The organism is Spirulina sp. CS-785/01 (assembly GCF_028330525.1).
Classification (GTDB): Bacteria; Cyanobacteriota; Cyanobacteriia; order Cyanobacteriales; family Spirulinaceae; genus JAQMSD01.
The window spans coordinates 1-17,522 of sequence record NZ_JAQMSD010000149.1 but is presented as its reverse complement, the minus strand read 5'-3'; the positions used below and the strand labels follow the sequence as shown (position 1 = coordinate 17,522).

Below are 17,522 nucleotides of genomic sequence, written 5' to 3'. Positions count from 1 at the left end.
GGCTCGTACTTTGTGGCTAGTTGCGGAGGGGTGACAATTGAGACATTAAAACAGTATGTCGAGAATCAAACTGCCCCCTGATTCATCCCATCGCCGGAGGCGAGGGTCTTCTCAGGGTTAAAGATAAGGGAACAGCGATTTTTAGTTTCACCGAGAGTAAACAGTAAACAGTAACCAGTTATTACTCCCCATCTCCCCCATCTCCCCCCCTTCCGACACTTCCAACACTCCCCAATCCTCACTCCCTGAGCAAGGACGGGGAAAAAAACCGTAAAATGAGATTTGGTATTGGCTTCTCATTCAAAATTTCATGATTCCTGATCTCGCCAATCCTTCTCAATCCTCAGTTTTGATTATCGATCAATATCAAGAGGATATGCAGCGTCTCTCCCGTTTACTCCGGCAACGGGGATATAGTGTGCAGACGACTTCCACAGGAGGACACGGACTCACCCTAGCGGAAACCCAGCAACCAGACTTGATTCTTCTGAACACCACCTTACCTGATCTCAATGGGTACGAGGTTTGTCAACAGTTACAAGCCAAGCACCAGACTCGGGAAATCCCTGTTATTTTTTTGAGTACCTTGGATCAGGTGTGGGATAAGGTGAAAGCCTTTGAGACAGGAGGACGAGACTATATTACGAAACCCTTTCACGATGCGGAAGTGTTGGCGCGAATTGATAATCAATTGAGTATCTGTAACGCGCTGAAACTGCTAACTATGCAAAATACCCTCTTGGCAGAGGAAATTAAAGAACGTCAGCGTGTGGAGAAGGAATTGCGCTTCTCCGAAGAAAAGTTTGGTAAAGCCTTTCGCGCTAACCCTAGTCCCATTACCATTACGCGGTTAAGTGATGGCCGTCATTTGGATGTGAATGCAAGTTTTTGTCAAGCAACCGGGTATAACCCGGAAGAAGTCATCGGTAGGACGGCCAGGGAGTTGAATTTGTGGGTGGAGTCGGATAAACGTCAGCAGATGTTTAAGATGGTGACGATGTATGGGGGGGTACGCAATTATGAGTTTCAGTTTCGCACAAAACGGGGGGCGATTCGCACCGCTTTACTGTCGGTGGAGTTAATTAACCTCCACGGGGAACAATGTTTACTGTCTTTGTCCAATGATATTAGTAAGCGGGTGCAAGCGGAACAAGCGTTACAAGCGGCCAATGAGGAGTTACGACGGTTGGCGATGTTGGATGGGTTAACGAAGGTAGCAAACCGTCGTCGCTTTAATGAAAAGCTCAATCAAGAATGGTTAAAGTTGCAACGAGAACAGGATGCTTTATGTTTGATTTTGGCGGATGTGGATTATTTTAAGCGGTTTAATGATTACTATGGGCATTTAGCGGGGGATGGGTGTTTACAGAAAGTGGCGGGGGCTATTGCAGAAACGGTGGTGGGGTATAAGCATTTAGTGGCCCGCTATGGGGGGGAGGAGTTTGCGGTTATTCTTTCCTCTGTCCATGCAGATAAGGCGTTATTAATTGCGGAAACCATTCGTCAGACTGTGGAACAGTTACAAATTCCCCATAAAGATTCTGCGGTGAGTCCTTATATTACCCTCAGTTTAGGGGTGATGGTGACAATGCCAACGTCGGAGTTTCCTCCTGAGAGTTTAATTGGTGTGGCGGATTTAGCGTTATACGGTGCAAAGCAGCAAGGCCGCAATTGTACGGTGATGGAGATTCTTTGAGGGGGTTGGGATTAAGTGCTGGATTGTTCTTTGATGTACTGTTGAATGACGGGGTGTAAGTGCCAAGGAGAGGCAGTTTGGTGTGGTTTTTTTTCGATTAAGTTTCGTTTTCTTAGAGAGTTGATGGCTTGTAAATATTCGGAGTCGGATAATTTTTCTGTGGCCTGATGGGGGGTTTCTGTTGCGTCCTCTGGGTGGGCTAATTTTAGCATTACGGCTTGTTCTGTGGAGGATAAGCGTTGATATTGTCGGTGGAGGAGGGGGAGTAAATCCCCTAAAAAAAGGGTGGGATAGGCTAAAAATTGGGCGACGCTACCATTAAATAGGTCTTGGATATGGGCTGCAATGATGTTTAACCAGGTGGGGTGGCCGTTGTAACGGTGAATGAGGTCTAACCAGTGGGGGCGATCTGCTAATCCTTTGCTGGCGAGGAGGTTTTTGGCGGTTTTCCCTAATCCTTGCAATTGTAGGCTGTAGCAGTGACGATTTTCGCTTTCTAGGGTGGCAAGATCGGGGGGATATTCCCAACTGAGGAGGAGGAGGCAACTTTGATGGGGAAACCGGGCGATCGCTTGAAGGAGTTGGCTATATTGGGCGTATTCTGGACGGTATGTGCCGACTAGGGTGTTTGGGGTTAGGGTGTCTTGAAGATCGTCGAGGATGATAAGGCTACGATGTAACTGCAAGGCTTCAAGGAGGGTTTGCGGTGGGGGGTCTTGGTCTTGGGCAAAAAATTCGATGAGGTGGGTTTGGAGGGTGTTGAGGGTGGGAAATTGGCGATGACTCCGCCAGATGATGCGATCGAAGTGGTCTTGGATTTGTTCGAGGAGTTGGGTGGCGAGGGCGGTTTTACCAATTCCGGAGAGTCCGGTGAGGGTGATGAGGGGGCTTTTTTCTTCGAGTATCCATTGTTTCAGGGTGTCGAGGTCTTGGGTGCGGGGATAGAGGCTATAGTAGCGGGGAACTTGGGTTAGATCGTGGTGTTTTTTGGGGGGATTGCGCGATCGGTGTTTTTTGACTGTCGGATAATGAGTTATTTCGCTGCAAATATTGATATTGCCAAAGATTTGTGTTGCATCAGAACCAAAATTGGAGATCGAGTTAAACTCAATTCGCTTCAATATAGACTTCAGATTTGATTTTTTGATATCTTCTCCTAACACATCTGAAAGAAGTTGCCATAATTCCGAAGCGACTCGCTTAGTATGATCTTTCGAGCAATGATAATCTTTCGCCACCTGCTGATAAGTTTTATTTTCCAACGTCCCTTCTAAGATAGTCCTTTGTAGTGAGCTAAGGTGCTGGCCTGTCTTGGCAAAAACGCGATCATCCGTCCACTTGATAGCGTCTTGAATATCCATAAGTGTTAGGTGAGGTCATCACTGGAGTTTGGGTTGTTCCTACTTTATCAAACCTTTTACCACTTTTGTCACCCAATCCCACTTTTTACCACTCAAGAGCGATTGGAAGCCTTGAGGAAGTCCCCACGAAATCCCACCTCATCGGGGAGAGCAAAGTCCAAATGAGGTGGCACAATAGTTAAGGGGATAGCCAATTTTATGTGCTGGCTATAACCTATCATCTATCATTTTTTATCTTTGGAGATCAAATAAATATGGCAAAATACCTCCCAATGTTGTCAAATGTAACAGTAGATGAGTACGAGATAGACCAAGTTGAAGAAGAAGTAGAACTTTATGGAGAAGAATTAGAGGAAGCAATTCACAACGCAATATTAGATGAATATCCATATGAAGGAGATATGATAAATGAAAAAGACACTATAGAGCAAGCACTAAACTTATTGAAGCAAAAAGGCGGTAACGTGGAAGAGACAATCCGTTCTTTTGCAGAAGAACAAAATATTAAAACGCAAGAACTTCTATCTAATGCTCATAGAGCTTGGGATCAACTAATAGATGAAGAATGGGCTAATGCAGTCTATGAAGAGCTACCAAGTTTAGTTAGTGGTATTCTTATAGAATTAATAATAGCAGATAATAGCAACTTGAGTCCTGAAACCTCCTCAATATTAGGTTTTATTGTAGCAGTTGCAGTAAGAAAATATCTTGTACAAGATCGTACTGTTGCAGCTAATGAGGCGGTAGTCTAAATTTTAGTTTGTAGGGTGCGTTGGGTAGTAAAAACCTTAGAAAGTATCAACGCACCATATCCTTTGATAATATGAGTAAAAGCAGTGCGTTCAACAGATGGTCAGTGAGGGATACAAGACCAAAGTTACTGTTCATTGAAACACACTACAATTCCTATCCTATGCCTTAATTTACTCAAGGTTTTCTGATTAACGTACCTGAGCAAGCTTGAGACAATAAATGATATCATGAAAACATTACTTAGCATTATAATCCTTTGGATTTTCCTTACCTTTAACTCTGTTGCACTAGCCAGTAATTCTAATTCACTGGTGAGACCCTTAAAAGAATTGCTTAATAATTATGAAGTTTTAGATTTCTCAACAATGGGAGATGATAGCCAGTTTTGTGGCTTTTCCGGGAGTAAATCTCTTTTATTTGTTGATGAAGGTTTTTTAGAAAAGTTTCAAGGTGAACAAAACTCTCAAGATTTTGAGTTTATCTGTGTTGCCTATGATGTCATATCTAATCAATTTTCCAATAAGAAAACTTTGAAGAAGTCAGACTTTTTTGACCTTTTTTCTAGCAGTCAAGTCTTAAATGGAGTTGATAATGTAGACTCAGAATTAATTGAATATAAAGAAACATCTCAATTTTCAAAACCTTATATTTGGCTTAAACTAAAGGATAATGATAAAGAAAATGAAATGGAAGGAGTTGGTGGAATAGAACTTTTAGCTTTTCAAAATGATGAATCTGTTTTTGTCACTTATTTGATTTACGGAAATAAATCATCTCCTAACGCTGATTTTGATGAAATTGTCTCTACAATACAAGCTAATTCAAGTCAATTCCTTGTTTACAACTCAAAACTTTATGAAGTTAAAGTAAATTCTATCGAAACCCCAAAAAGTGATAATGCTTTTTTAGAGCCTGAAGACGATCAAATCTATGTTGCTTTAGATATATCAATGACTAATAAATCTAAAGATGAGAAGGGGATTGGAGCTTTAAATTTTAGGCTGCAAGACGAGGAAGGTTTTGTTTATAAACCAATGGCATTTACCTCAATAAAATCTCCAGAGTTTCCATCATTTATAAAAGTTTCTCCAAAGAAAAAAGTCCGAGGATGGATAACCTTTAAAGTGCAACGGTCGGCTGAAAATTTGGTGCTTGAATACAGCGATTTTGGGGTAAATTTTAAAATTCAGCTACCTGAAATATAATAGGTCTGTAGTCTTGTAAGGTGTATTGGGTGGGGGATAATTTGAGGTAAAACGCTTCGAGATTCAATCCACCCAACGCACCGTATTGGTTAAGACAATAAAGGGAGACGGTGCGTTCAACGGATTTTTAGTTAAGGGTAAAGAATATAAGTTATTGGCCGTTGAACACACCCTACAAGTCTGGGGAAGATAGGGATTGACTGCGAACTGTTGCAGTTTACAATAAGGAATATCGGGATGGTTTTGCTTAAATTCAGTCGATAAGCGTTTGGTTGCTTCTCCAATGATTAAAATACGTCGGAGAATAGCATCTTGTTTTTCTTCATTAGTAATGAACTCATTAAAGGTTACATTTTCGGTATAAACCAAAATTTTAGTGATCGATTCAATGATATCCAAAATTGCTTCTTTATCGCGCTGCATAAATTATCCTAGAGGAGTTTAAAATATTGTGACGGCGAATGTAATTCGGATCATGTTCTAAAGCCGTTTTACTGACTAAATCAACAGGCCGCCCGAACAACTCTTGTAATTCATCTTTCATTCTGACTTGTAACAGTAAGTTTTTCCTAGCATTGACTCCATAAGTAAATAAAACATCAACATCACTTTTCTGGTTGCCAGTTTCCTGAAAATCGTCTCGCAAAATTGAGCCAAATAAGGCGAGTTCTCTAATATTCCATTTTTCGCAAAACGCTAGGATTTGCTGAGGGGTTACGTTGAGCCGTTGGTAGAGTTCAGCCCACGATAAAACCATGCTAGAGTTACTCATTAATGGGGGATCAGATGTCTTTGGTGGTGGTAACTTTATCATAATTCATTTTCTGAACCTTGGGTTAAAACCTCTAGGCTTAGAGCCAAAACTTGTTATCTAGCATTTACCCCCCTCCAGTCTTGTAGGGTGTGTTGGGTAGGGGATAATTTGAGGTAAGATGATTCGAGATTAAATGAATCTATTCGAGATTAGAAACTGGGTTTCTTTCTACATTTTGAGGAAATATCTAAAGTTAGGTCAGAAACCCGGTTTCTCCCTTGTCTAAACAATAAATAACCAATAACCAACTAATTATTACATTGAATTTCAGTGGCGGGTTCGATGGGGGGGGTTAGGGTGTCTCGTTTGGCTTGTAGAATTTTACAGGTGCTAAAGCCGACGATTCCATCGGCGACTAGGTTATTCTCCCGTTGAAAGGCTTGGACGGCTAAACGGGTGTAAAAGCCGAAATAACCATCAATGGGGCCGTGGTAGAAGTTGAGGGCTTGTAGGATTTTTTGTAGGAGGACGACATCTAAGCCCCGATCGCGCGATCGCAAAAAAGCCCGAAACTCCACCACCTCCGGTAAGTCAAACGTTAAATCGGGAGGAGTAGGAGACGGGTGGCGCGGTTGCTCAAGGGGGCTTCCATGAAGTCTCGGACGGTTACGTCTTTCTCTGGAGGGGGAAGGAGGAGAAAGACTAGCATCTCCTGATGGAGAAGTCTCCCCCGCTTGTCTCCTCGTTTCCCTAGAAGGAGACGGATTCGACTGTGACGGTTCTCCCACACGGAAAACTGAGGAATTAGCTAGATCAGACGGGGTTCTTGTTGCAATATCTCCCTCTGTTGTTTCCCCTGTAGGCACATCTCCCCCAGTCGTCTCACCCTCTATTCTCTCCCCTGTAGGAACATCTCCCCCAGTCGTCTCACCCTCTATTCTCTCCCCTGTAGGAACATCTCCCTCAGTTGCCTCACCCTCTATTCTCTCCTCTGGGGGGACATCTCCCTCAGATACCCTGTCCTCCTCCTCTGGAGTTACTTCTTCCGCGTTTTCTATCGCTTCCGAATCACTCAACGGGGGAGGCGTTTCCTGTTGCTTCAAATTATCGGGGAATTGCTCTTGTTTTCCCACCGGAGAGGGGGTTGGAGACGGTTCAGACTCTAATAACAGGGGAGACTGAAACCAATCCGTCGTCGTTTTCAGAATCAACACCACCGGGAGTAACACCGCTAAGAGGAGAGTAGCAAAAACGCCAAAGCGAGCTTCTCGGAATCGTTGCTTCCAGAAAAGATAGATGAGAAAAACGAAGACCAACCCAGACAGAACCATTAACGCTTGGATTTGTCCCACGGGGAAAGTTTCCTCCTTGGCCTGTGACTCCGGAGAGGGAGTAGGAGATGCTTGCACCAACAACAGAGTCTCTAACTCCTCCTGAGAGGGTGGAACAGACATTAATGGCAAAACAGGGGGATGGGAGGGGTCAAAATAATCCATGCGGAATCGAGAGACGCAAGCAGAAACAGAAAGAAGCAGGATTAGCGGTTAGAAAACGCTCTGCATCTACCCACAAAATGTAGAGTACCATGCCTGCTATCACAACAAAAGTTATTTCTTTCAGACCATAGGGGTTTACTCTGTGATTATACGTAGAATTAAAGTGAAGGTGTGATACCTTAATCAAACCATACTTGTACTGAATAGCTAGTGCGTTTATTCCTCGATTCCCCCGAAATCCAGTTTCACAACTTTCTCACGTTCATGCGATACCTTACCCACGGGCGTTCAAATAAGTAAAATGTGGACTATAAGGCAAAAAGTGGGCTTAGGCTATGTCGTGGCTATTGGTGTGGGATTTATAGGCGCGATCGCAGGAATGATCCTTGGCGACTACTATCAAGGAAAAGGCATCGAACAACTAGCCGAGGCCAATATACAATCCGAACTCCTTGTTCGTTATAAATCTAACCTCAAACAAGCAAGACTCTCCGGGGCCTTACTCTTAGCCACCTTAGACAACCCCGAACAATTTCAAGAACAGCAGATTCAACTAAATCGTCACCTCCACGGAGTCGAACAACTCCAATATCAACTAGAGGACTACATCGACAGTGATCCCAGTTGGTTAGCGGCTGAACCAGAACAGATCAAACAACTACTCGCTCAACAAAGCGAACTCTTAGAAGGGTATCATCGCCAACTCAACACCCTCTTCAGCCAGTATGAAGCCACCCAAGTCCCCCGACTCGAAGATCGTCTCCGCAAGGAAATACAAACCCTTACCGTCTCCTCACAAATTCAAGCCTTTGATCAAAGCACCTCAGAATTAAACCGTTTACTAGAAAAAGCCCAAACCCAAGCCAGACAAGCCGAAGTCGAACTCGAAAACGCCCAAGGATTAGAAAAATTACTGATTGTCGTCAGTAGTTTATTGGCAGCAGCGATCGCAGGATATATTGTCTTTCAAACCACCCATCGCATCATCTCCCCCCTCGAAAACCTCGCCCAAACCGCCAAACAAGCCGCCACCCAAGACAACTTTGCTCTCCGCGTCGAAGCCAACACCCAAGACGAAATCGGCTCCCTAGCCCAAGACTTTAACATCCTCCTCGAACGAGTCTCCCAATATACCCAGGAACTCATCGAAGCCAAAGAAAAAGCCGAACAAGCCAACCGTGCCAAAAGCACCTTTCTGGCCACCATGAGTCATGAACTGCGAACCCCCCTCAACGCCATCCTAGGGTTTGCCCAACTCCTCACCTATGACCCCTCCCTCAACCCCTCCCAAAAAGAACAACTCGACATCATCAACCGCAGTGGAGAACACCTCCTCACCCTGATCAACGATATTCTCAGCCTCGCCAAAATCGAATCAGGGAACATGGAATATGCCCCCAAAAACATCGACCTATATGCCGTCCTCGAAGATATTAAAACTCTCTTTCTCCTCAAAGCCGACAGTCAAAACCTACAATTACAACTCGAAATTAACAGCGATGTTCCCCAATACATCCAAGCCGATGACGGAAAACTGAGACAAGTCTTCATCAACCTCATCGGCAATGCCCTGAAATTCACCACACAAGGCGGCATACTCATCCAAGTTCAACGAACCGAACCTCACCCTGACCAATTCCCCCCCGACACCCTCCCCCTTACCTTCTCCGTCACCGACACAGGGCCAGGGATTGCCCCAGAAGAAGTAACCTTACTCTTTGAAGCCTTTAGTCAAACCGAAACTGGCCGCAACTCCCAACAAGGAACCGGGTTAGGACTCACCATTAGTCAACAATTTATCCAAAAAATAGGGGGAAACCTGCAAGTCAACAGTACCCTAGGGGAAGGGACAACCTTCTTTTTCACCCTTCCCGTAACAGAAATCTCAGCCGATCAACTCGAAAAACCGAAAGTGACCCAACGGGTAATCGGCCTAGAACCCAATCAACCCACCTACCGTATATTAGTCGTAGAAGATAAATGGGAAAACCGCGAACTGTTACAACGTTTATTAACTCCATTAGGCTTGGAACTCCAAGAGGCCGTGAATGGGGAAGAAGCGGTTATTTTATGGGAAAGTTGGCAACCCGATTTAATTCTCATGGATATTGCCATGCCGAAAATGAATGGCTATGAAGCCACAAAACAAATTCGGAAACGGGAGATAGAGAAACTGAAACACCAAGAATTAGACCGTGGGACAGTAATTCTGGCATTAACCGCTAGTGTTTTTGAAGAAGAACGGGCGGCGGTTTTAGCATCAGGGTGTGATGACTTCTTACGGAAACCCTTTCGAGATTATGACTTGTTTCAGAAGATGAGAGACAATGTAGGAATTCAGTTTATTTATGAATCTATAACACCTGAAGACCATCCCACTCAATCCCAGAATGAAGACTCTGAGGAAGCCCTAGATTTAACAATTCTATTGGAAATGCCTGAACCTTGGCAACAGCAATTTAAAGAGGCCGCTATTGCGGCAGAGGCTGATATCTTACAAAGATTAATCCAAGACATTCCCAACAGTCATTCTCAAGTAAAACAAACCTTAGAAACATGGATTTATAATTTTCAATTTGATAAAATTTCAGATTTATTTGAAAATGAATAATTTAATTTATAATTGATAATGAATAATTGGTCAGTTGAGAAAGCGGGTTTCTCTGCCAACTTTAGTCATTAGCCATGCAGTTAAATCAGAAACTTGCTTTCTTCGCCCTTCCGTGATCAGCAAATATTCTGCTAAATTAAACAATACTATTGGTCAAAATCTCGACTAATAGCGAGTTTTTCATAGAACTAAAATTATGGCACAAAAACCGTTAACCCTTGAGGGATACAATTGACCTCAACCGGAGTCGTCCCAATAATTTCCCCATCTAAAACAACTTTTTGCGGGGGATCAGTAGAAATTCTGATTTGTTGCGTCCGACCATGGCGAATATTAGGATTACTGACTTCCGACTTCACTAAAGCCGCCCCTAACATATTTAGCATAGTATTCACTGTATCGAGGCGACTATTCGCAGTTGTAATAGTTAAATCTAATAAGCCATCATCAAAAATAACTTCCCCCATTCCTTGGGCCATAACCGAAGTCGGAGGGGCTGCATTGGCCACCGTGATAGCCCCCGCTTCACTTTCTTGAACTTTGCCTTCAATTTCAATTTGGGCTGTAAAGAGTTGTTGTTCGTCGATTTGTTGCCATCCGGCCACTAAATAGGCCAAAACGCCCCATTTATCCTTTAACTCCCGACTGGCTTTATTGACCATTTCTGCTTCATAACCAATCCCCGCTAATAAAATCATCGGCAACCCATTACAACGGGCTGCATCGACTTTTTGGGTTTTGCCGCCTAAAATGACCTGACAGGCATTACGAATGGGGGTGATGCGGTTACTAATGCCCATTGCGGTGGCAAAGGCGTTGGCGGTCCCTCTGGGGATGATACCGAGGGGGATGTCGGTTTCGAGGAGGACTCCGGCCACGTTGGACACTGTACCATCTCCTCCAGAGGCGATGATCAGGTCAGCTTCGGCTTCCACTGCTGCTTCGGCCAGTTGTTGGGCGGTTTCGTCGGCGGTGGTTTGGTGGGTGTGGAGGTGGAAATGGGGGGAGAGTAAGTCTTGAATGAGGGTGAGGTCTTGTTCTGCGTTTCCTTGTCCGGAGATGGGGTTAAAAATAAGATGGGCGATTCGTGTTCGGGCTAAATGTGCCAGGATAGTGGTTGCGGTGGCCAAGTTGGTGGCGAGGGGAACATTATGAACCACACAGATGCGTAACAGGGCTTGAATGTCCGGTTCATGGGGTTGGGCATAGAGGGGGTCAATGAGGAATATGACTGCAACGACTTTTCCTTCGACAATTTGGGCGGCAATTTGTGCATCTCCCCCTACGGGGCCGGACTCCATACGCTGAATTTTGAGTCCTGTTCCTTCTTGAATGCGTTGTCCGGTTGTCCCGGTGGCGATGAGATGATACCGGGAGAGGACGGGTTGATGGGTTTTGGTAAATTGTACTAGGTCATCTTTTTTGGAGTTGTGGGCGATGAGTGCGATAGTATTCATTTATTAATAATGGCTAAGGGATAAAGGATAATGGATAATTGATCATGGATAATTGATGATTATAAATTACTGGGTTTTCAATTAAGGGCTAAGAAATAAGGGATAATGGGTAATGGATCATTATAAATTACTGGGTCTTGGGTCTAAATTCTTGGGGAGTCCCTTGCGATCAGTCCCTCATTACGGTTTACTGATTACGGTTTACGGTTTACTGTTTACTGGAGTGAGTGGGGCGCAAACGCCACCGTTACGGGATTCTTTTTCGCAAGTTAACTCGGTGTCGCGGTTTCAGGATGTATCCCCGGAGGATTGGGCGTATCAGGCGTTGCGTGATTTGGTGAGCCGTTATAATTGTTTGGCGGGATATCCCGATGGGATGTTTCAGGGGAGTCAGTCGTTGAGTCGCTATGAGTTTGCGGCGGGGTTAAATGCCTGTTGGCAGCAAATGGAGCGTTTATTGGAGGCAACGGGGAATGAGTTTGTGGTCTCGGAAGATTTGGCGAGGTTAGACCGTCTCATTCGGGAGTTTAGCACGGAGTTGGCGTTGATTCGGGGTGGGGTGGATGGTTTAGAGGCGAGGGTGACGGAGTTGGAGTTAAGCAGTTTTTCCACTACCACGAAGTTAGGGGGAGAGGTGGTTTTGTTGCGGGGGGGACTGTTGGGGGGTGACGATATTACCGATATTACGCGGAGTGGGGCGAATGTGGAGAATAAGGCGGTGTTGCAGTATCGGACTTGGTTGGAATTGTACACCAGTTTTTATGGGCGCGATCGCGCAACCACTCGTTTGGCCGCCAGTAATACGGTCCCTCTGTTAACATCAGGAGGGAATACGGGAGGGAATACCCCGGCCAATTTATTATTCTCCAATGACGGACGGAGTGCGGTGGATACTTCAACGGTAAGTGAGAATAATAACTCGGTTTTTCTTGATCTGTTTAGTTATCAATTCTCCTTGGGAGAGGATAAACGAGTGCATCTCTTTGCCACTGGGGGGTCTCATTTTGATTATGCTAACACCCTAAATCCCTATTTAGATGACCAAGAGGGGGGCGGTGGGGCTGTCTCCCGCTTTGGCCAGCGTAACCCCATGTATGGGATAGGCGGAGATGGGGCTGGAATCGGGCTAAATTGGCGATTGAGTGACACTTTACAGGTGGATGTGGGATATCTGTCCAACCAAGCTAATGATGCCTCAGACGGGCTATTTCAGGGCAATTATTCCATCTTAGGACAGGTGGTGGTAGGTGAACCGGACTCGCTGCAATTGGGGTTTTCCTATGTGCAAGGATACAGTGAGGCCAATGGGTTTCGTTATGGGGGGAGTGGCCAGGCCACGGGGACTTTTGCCGCCAATTTAATTCCCTTTGCCTTAACCTCCATCTCAGGAGTGAATGATTCCCGTCTAGATGCGCCTGTGGCGAGTAATTCCTATGGTTTAGAGGTTTTTTATCCTTTTAGTGATGCCTTGGCGATTTCGGGCTGGGTGGGGCTAACGAGGGCCCGGTTACTGGAGTTTGGCGATGCAGATATTTGGAATTATGCCCTTGCCTTGACGTTACCGGACTTGTTACAAGAGGGAAATTTGGGGGCGGTTATTATGGGGGTTGAACCGACGTTAAAGGGGATAGAGTCGGGGGATGAACCGTTTCCGGTGTTGGACCGGGATGAGGCATTACACCTAGAGGCATTGTACCGTTATGAGTTGCGCGATCGCCTGTCTTTCACCCCCAGTCTCATCTGGCTTCCCGCCTTAAATCAAAATAACAATAATGATGATGTTTTCCTCTTTACCATACAAACACAGTTTGAGTTTTGATAATTAACAATTAGCAATTAACAATGGTTCTTTGTTTTTTGATAAGTATTCAGCCGCTCCCCCTCTTATCCCCCTTAAAAAGGGGGAGGATAGAGGATGCTTCGCTTTTTATTAACTCCAGTCAACCTGAATACTTACATTCTTGGTCAACAAAGATAACTGATAATCACCAATCACCAATTACCAATTACCCAATTCATTGATTTAAAACCAGCCGTCCTAAAGCCTTGAGAATTTGTGCCACTTGCCTCAACTCGTGACGACTAGGGAATAGGGAGAAAGAGCGAGAGGTATCATATTCGACCCCACTTCCGAGTTTCAAAAAGATAAATTCATCTCCATTGGTGGCCATCCCATAATTAGGTAATTGGCGATGGGGGTTGGCGGCCATATAAGCGAGAAGTTGAGGAAATGCCGCAGGGACAGAAATAGTGGTTCGTTTTGATTCAACAGTCAAAATCCAGAGTCGCTCTTGCACAACCAGCACATCAATAAATCCTCGGATAGTTTCTTCTGGGTCTTCAAGTTTTAAAGTAACTCCGTCAGGGGACTTGAGACGGAAAGGAGGATCAATAAAACCCAACAATTCCAGTAAGGGAGCGATTACCACAAGATTGATGGTCCCCTCTAAAAGTAAACCATCGGCGCGATGATAATCATAACGCTGTTTGAGGCGATCAAGGCCGACTTGTTCTTGATCCGTGAGAGACGGCAGATTGTCAGTCCACTCCGAGAAAAAGTCCTCATCCTCAGTTTGCACCAACCCTAAACGCTGTTGTAAGTCGTTCAGGGTTGTAATTGTCTCTCTCACCCCTTTGCTAGTTATCATAGTAGCGATCGCTTGAGCATATAGTCTTCATTCTAAACGCGATTCAGATAGACAAAATTCAATAGACAAAAAAGCCGTCCTCAAAGGACGAGGGTTGAAACCCATTTTCTGGGTCATTGGCGTTACGTTAAAATAGGCAAAAGCCAATCCTCCCAGCATCCATCCATGAACAAAATTCCCCTGCGCGTGGCCTTAGTTTTCTCCTTTGGAACACAGATCGCCATTGCTGTGGGATTAGCGGGTTGGTTATCTTGGCGGAATGGACAAGTCACCTTAGAAACAACGATCGCAGCACTCCAAGAAGAAATCAGCGATCGCATTATCCACACCCTACAACCCAACCCGAATAACACCAATCCCCTCGGCCAACTCGACCCCAACCCCCCCAAAGATTTAAGTCAACAGTTGCACAACTTAGACATTGACCCCCTCGGAGAAGTCTTCATTATTGAACAATCCGGGTTATTAGTCGCCCAAGCCAGTGAAACCCCTCCCTTTCAGTGGAATGAAGCCAGACAACACCTAGAACCTCTCCCAGCCACCAAAAGTCCCGACCCAGCCATTCGCACCATTGCCCAATCCCTGCCCTCCTCCCTATCCACCCTCCACACCCCCCAACGCTACACCGTCACCCTAGAAGAGGGGCGGCATTTTGTTCAAATTACACCCTTTTCCAGTGATCCCGCCTTAGACTGGTTACTCGTCACCACCCTTCCCGAACAGTATTTTTTCAACACCCTTCGCACCCAAACTTACACAACCCTGATTTTTTGCGCCCTAGCCTTTGGTGGGGCCGTCACCTTTGGGATCATCATGGCCCGGTGGATATCCCGTCCCCTACAACGACTATCGGTGGCCAGTTCCTCTATCGCCGATGGTAACTTAGAACAAACCGTCCAAGGGTCACGGGTGGCGGAATTGAACACCCTGGCCACTGACTTTAACCGCATGAGTACCCAGTTACAACAGTCTTACACCCAACTGGCCAACTATTCCCAAGACTTAGAAAGCCAAATTCAGCAACGCACCCATGCTTGTTTAAGCGAAGTCCAAGACCGTCGTCAAGCAGAAGCCGCCTTAAAAGCCGCTAAAGACCAATTACAGGCGGTGATTGATACCGTCCCTGGGTTTGTCTCCTGGATCAGTTCAGAAGGGCGTTATTTGGGCGTAAATCAGTTTCTCGCGCAAAGTTTGCACCTCTCCCCGGAAGCCTTTGTGGGGCAAGAATTGGGCTTTTTAAAAACCAGTCCCTCCTTTGTGGAGTTTATGCGGGACTTTCTAGACAGCGAGGAAAGTGGGGCCCGGCGGGTGGTTAAAGCGACTTTGGGGGGGAATGACTATTACTATCTCATCGTGGCGCAAAAGTACCAAAATGGCGAAGCGGCAGTCTCTGTGGGGATTGATATTACAGACCGTCAGTTAACCGAAACTGCGTTACTGACTCGGGCCCAACGGGATAGTCTCCTCAGTCATCTTTCTCGGACGTTTCTTGATCATCCCGTAGATACGGCCATTCAAATTGCTTTGGAAGCGGTGGCCCAACATACCCATTGCGATCGCAGTTATATCATCCACTACTCCCCCGACCAAACCCACTACTCCATAACCCATGAATGGCACACCCCCAACCTCTACCCCCATCTCCCCGAAACCCAAAACCGTCCCACCCACACCTTAAACTGGTTACACCAACAAATCTGGCAACAAGAGGTTGTCTCTATCCCCTCTGTGAAGCATCTCCCCCCCACGGCCTCAGCCGAAAAAGCCTTTTTTTCCCATCAGTCCATTCAGTCTCTCCTCTGTGTCCCCATCACCTATGGCGGGCAAATTTTAGGATTAATTGGGTTAGATAGTATCGCCCAACCCCGCAACTGGGGACAAGCCGAGATTAAACTACTCAATATTGTGGGGGAAATGATCGCCATTAGTCAACGACGACAGGCCGCAGAACAAGGGTTAAAAGAGGCGAAAATTAGTGCAGAGGTGGCCAACCAAGCGAAAAGTGAGTTTTTGGCCAATATGAGCCACGAATTACGCACCCCCCTCAATGGTATTTTAGGCTATACACAAATCCTCCGTCGCTCCAATTTTCTCTCTCACCAAGACCAAAAAGGAATTACCGTCATTGAGCAATGCGGGTCTCATTTATTGACCTTAATTAATGATATTTTAGATTTAGCGAAAATTGAAGCCCGGAAGATGGAACTCTATCCCCAAGTCTTTCATTTTCCCTCGTTTCTCACCGGGATTGTCGAAATTAGTCAAATTAAGGCACAGCAAAAGGGACTGGATTTTGAGTATTCTTTCCCCCCCGACTTACCCAAGGCAGTTTACTTTGATGAGCAACGGTTAAGACAAGTCTTGTTAAATTTATTGGGGAATGCCATTAAATTTACAGAACAAGGTAAAGTCCGTTTAACCGTCAAATATTTAGACCATTCAACCCACAACCCCCTCCCCATTCGCTTTCAAGTAGAAGATACCGGAGTCGGAATATCTGAGCATCATTTACAACGGATTTTTATGCCGTTTGAACAGTTGGGCAATACAAGGAAACGCGATGAAGGAACAGGGTTAGGGTTGGCAATTACTCAACAAATTTTAGAGCTAATGGAAGGGAAATTAAAAGTTAATAGTACCCTAGGAGAAGGAAGTTTATTTAAAGTTGACTTAAAGCTCAGAATTGAAAATCAGGTTGCGCTTAATTCCAAACAGGAATGGGTAGATCAGATTATTGGGTATCAGGGAAGTAAACGCACAATTTTAGTCGTTGATGATAATACCGAAAACCGTTCTTTAATTTTTAATATTTTACAACCATTGGGTTTTATTATCTACGAAGCGAAAGAGGGTTCAGAAGGCTTAAAAGTTGCCCGAAAACATCAACCTGATTTAATCATTTTAGATTTAGTAATGCCTATCATGGATGGGTTTGAAATGACTCGTCAAATTCGTAAAAATAAAGACATTCAAGACACAGTAATTCTTGCCTCCTCAGCCAGCACTTTTGATATCACTCAACAACAAAGTCGTCAAGTGGGATGTAATGATTTTTTACCCAAACCTCTCCAAGAAGACGACTTATTAGATAAAATTCAGCAACATTTACAGTTACAATGGAACTATACAAAACAGCAAATTACTACCGTATTACCGGAATTAAGTGATTTTGATTCTGGGTTAGACTGGGAGCAGTTTAATTTACCCCCCAATGACACAATTAGCTATTTTTTGCAATTGGCAAAACGGGGAAGAATCCCGCAATTAGAGCAGAAAATTGAGCAATTACAAAAAGAGACACAAAATTATACAATTTTTGTCCAAAAAATGCTCCAAATGACTCAAGAATTCAAGGTCAATGAACTTAAAACGTTTTTAGAGAATTGTTTAACTAAAGAATAGCCTTGGGTTCAAACCCAAGGCTAATAGCTAAAACCCGTTAAAACGGGTTAATCAACCAGTAAAATAATATGCCTTGGGTTCAAACCCAAGGCTAATAGCTAAAACCCGTTAAAACGGGTTAATCAACCAATCAGCCAAT

General features: G+C 44.7%; 13 protein-coding genes. 7 read left to right on the top strand and 6 right to left on the bottom strand.

The features are described from left to right. The coding region (locus PN462_RS10200; protein WP_272128058.1) for a transposase at positions 1-81 on the top strand (81 nt) is incomplete at its 5' end. Between the two features lie 229 nt (positions 82-310). After that, on the top strand, positions 311-1,696 hold the full coding sequence (locus PN462_RS10195; protein WP_272128057.1) for a GGDEF domain-containing response regulator: 1,386 nt from the start codon (positions 311-313) through the stop codon (positions 1,694-1,696). Positions 1,697-1,707: 11 nt separating this feature from the next. On the opposite strand, the gene PN462_RS10190 is transcribed toward PN462_RS10195, so the two are convergent. Beyond that, the gene (locus tag PN462_RS10190; RefSeq protein ID WP_272128056.1) at positions 1,708-3,057 is read right to left on the bottom strand and encodes an NB-ARC domain-containing protein; all 1,350 of its coding nucleotides are present in this window, start codon (positions 3,055-3,057) and stop codon (positions 1,708-1,710) included. Positions 3,058-3,311: 254 nt separating this feature from the next. Here PN462_RS10190 and PN462_RS10185 point away from each other — a divergent pair, with 254 nt between their 5' ends. Both PN462_RS10185 and PN462_RS10180 read left to right on the top strand, forming a co-directional pair. Beyond that, a complete protein-coding gene (locus PN462_RS10185) occupies positions 3,312-3,809 on the top strand; it encodes a hypothetical protein (RefSeq protein ID WP_272128055.1) in 498 nt (165 codons plus the stop codon). 228 nt (positions 3,810-4,037) lie between these two features. Then, positions 4,038-5,015 carry a DUF4352 domain-containing protein gene (locus PN462_RS10180; RefSeq protein WP_272128053.1) on the top strand — a complete coding sequence of 326 codons (978 nt, stop codon included), beginning with the start codon at positions 4,038-4,040 and terminating at the stop codon, positions 5,013-5,015. Positions 5,016-5,078: 63 nt separating this feature from the next. Here the strand turns inward: PN462_RS10180 and PN462_RS10175 are convergent, their stop codons facing one another. From PN462_RS10175 to PN462_RS10165, 3 genes are all read right to left on the bottom strand, one after another. Beyond that, on the bottom strand, positions 5,079-5,438 hold the full coding sequence (locus PN462_RS10175; RefSeq protein WP_272128052.1) for a HepT-like ribonuclease domain-containing protein: 360 nt from the start codon (positions 5,436-5,438) through the stop codon (positions 5,079-5,081). Then, positions 5,425-5,772 carry a nucleotidyltransferase family protein gene (locus tag PN462_RS10170; RefSeq protein ID WP_272128051.1) on the bottom strand — a complete coding sequence of 116 codons (348 nt, stop codon included), beginning with the start codon at positions 5,770-5,772 and terminating at the stop codon, positions 5,425-5,427. The genes PN462_RS10175 and PN462_RS10170 overlap by 14 nt, the downstream gene beginning before the upstream one ends. 305 nt (positions 5,773-6,077) lie before the next feature. Next, the gene (locus tag PN462_RS10165; RefSeq protein WP_272128050.1) at positions 6,078-7,223 is read right to left on the bottom strand and encodes a peptidoglycan-binding protein; all 1,146 of its coding nucleotides are present in this window, start codon (positions 7,221-7,223) and stop codon (positions 6,078-6,080) included. 343 nt (positions 7,224-7,566) lie between these two features. Between PN462_RS10165 and PN462_RS10160 the strand changes: the two genes are divergently transcribed. Further along, positions 7,567-9,876, top strand: a complete 2,310-nt coding sequence (locus tag PN462_RS10160; protein ID WP_272128049.1) for an ATP-binding protein — start codon at positions 7,567-7,569, stop codon at positions 9,874-9,876. Positions 9,877-10,070: 194 nt separating this feature from the next. On the opposite strand, the gene mgsA is transcribed toward PN462_RS10160, so the two are convergent. Beyond that, the gene (gene mgsA, locus PN462_RS10155; protein ID WP_272128047.1) at positions 10,071-11,333 is read right to left on the bottom strand and encodes a methylglyoxal synthase; all 1,263 of its coding nucleotides are present in this window, start codon (positions 11,331-11,333) and stop codon (positions 10,071-10,073) included. 112 nt (positions 11,334-11,445) lie between these two features. Here mgsA and PN462_RS10150 point away from each other — a divergent pair, with 112 nt between their 5' ends. Then, a complete protein-coding gene (locus PN462_RS10150; RefSeq protein WP_272128045.1) occupies positions 11,446-13,152 on the top strand; it encodes an iron uptake porin in 1,707 nt (568 codons plus the stop codon). Between the two features lie 196 nt (positions 13,153-13,348). On the opposite strand, the gene PN462_RS10145 is transcribed toward PN462_RS10150, so the two are convergent. Beyond that, positions 13,349-13,981 (bottom strand): restriction endonuclease subunit R, encoded by a 633-nt coding sequence (locus PN462_RS10145; RefSeq protein WP_272128044.1) that lies wholly within the window; start codon positions 13,979-13,981, stop codon positions 13,349-13,351. 165 nt (positions 13,982-14,146) lie between these two features. Between PN462_RS10145 and PN462_RS10140 the strand changes: the two genes are divergently transcribed. Then, positions 14,147-17,383 (top strand): ATP-binding protein, encoded by a 3,237-nt coding sequence (locus PN462_RS10140; RefSeq protein ID WP_272128043.1) that lies wholly within the window; start codon positions 14,147-14,149, stop codon positions 17,381-17,383. The last annotated feature ends 139 nt before the right edge of the window (positions 17,384-17,522 follow it).

Coding starts and splice junctions, on each gene's coding strand:
- PN462_RS10195 (WP_272128057.1), top strand. CDS start 311: ATGATTCCTGATCTCGCCAATCCTTCTCAATCCTCAGTTTTGATTATC.
- PN462_RS10190 (WP_272128056.1), bottom strand. CDS start 3,057: ATGGATATTCAAGACGCTATCAAGTGGACGGATGATCGCGTTTTTGCC.
- PN462_RS10185 (WP_272128055.1), top strand. CDS start 3,312: ATGGCAAAATACCTCCCAATGTTGTCAAATGTAACAGTAGATGAGTAC.
- PN462_RS10180 (WP_272128053.1), top strand. CDS start 4,038: ATGAAAACATTACTTAGCATTATAATCCTTTGGATTTTCCTTACCTTT.
- PN462_RS10175 (WP_272128052.1), bottom strand. CDS start 5,438: ATGCAGCGCGATAAAGAAGCAATTTTGGATATCATTGAATCGATCACT.
- PN462_RS10170 (WP_272128051.1), bottom strand. CDS start 5,772: ATGGTTTTATCGTGGGCTGAACTCTACCAACGGCTCAACGTAACCCCT.
- PN462_RS10165 (WP_272128050.1), bottom strand. CDS start 7,223: ATGTCTGTTCCACCCTCTCAGGAGGAGTTAGAGACTCTGTTGTTGGTG.
- PN462_RS10160 (WP_272128049.1), top strand. CDS start 7,567: ATGTGGACTATAAGGCAAAAAGTGGGCTTAGGCTATGTCGTGGCTATT.
- mgsA (WP_272128047.1), bottom strand. CDS start 11,333: ATGAATACTATCGCACTCATCGCCCACAACTCCAAAAAAGATGACCTA.
- PN462_RS10150 (WP_272128045.1), top strand. CDS start 11,446: ATGGATCATTATAAATTACTGGGTCTTGGGTCTAAATTCTTGGGGAGT.
- PN462_RS10145 (WP_272128044.1), bottom strand. CDS start 13,981: ATGATAACTAGCAAAGGGGTGAGAGAGACAATTACAACCCTGAACGAC.
- PN462_RS10140 (WP_272128043.1), top strand. CDS start 14,147: ATGAACAAAATTCCCCTGCGCGTGGCCTTAGTTTTCTCCTTTGGAACA.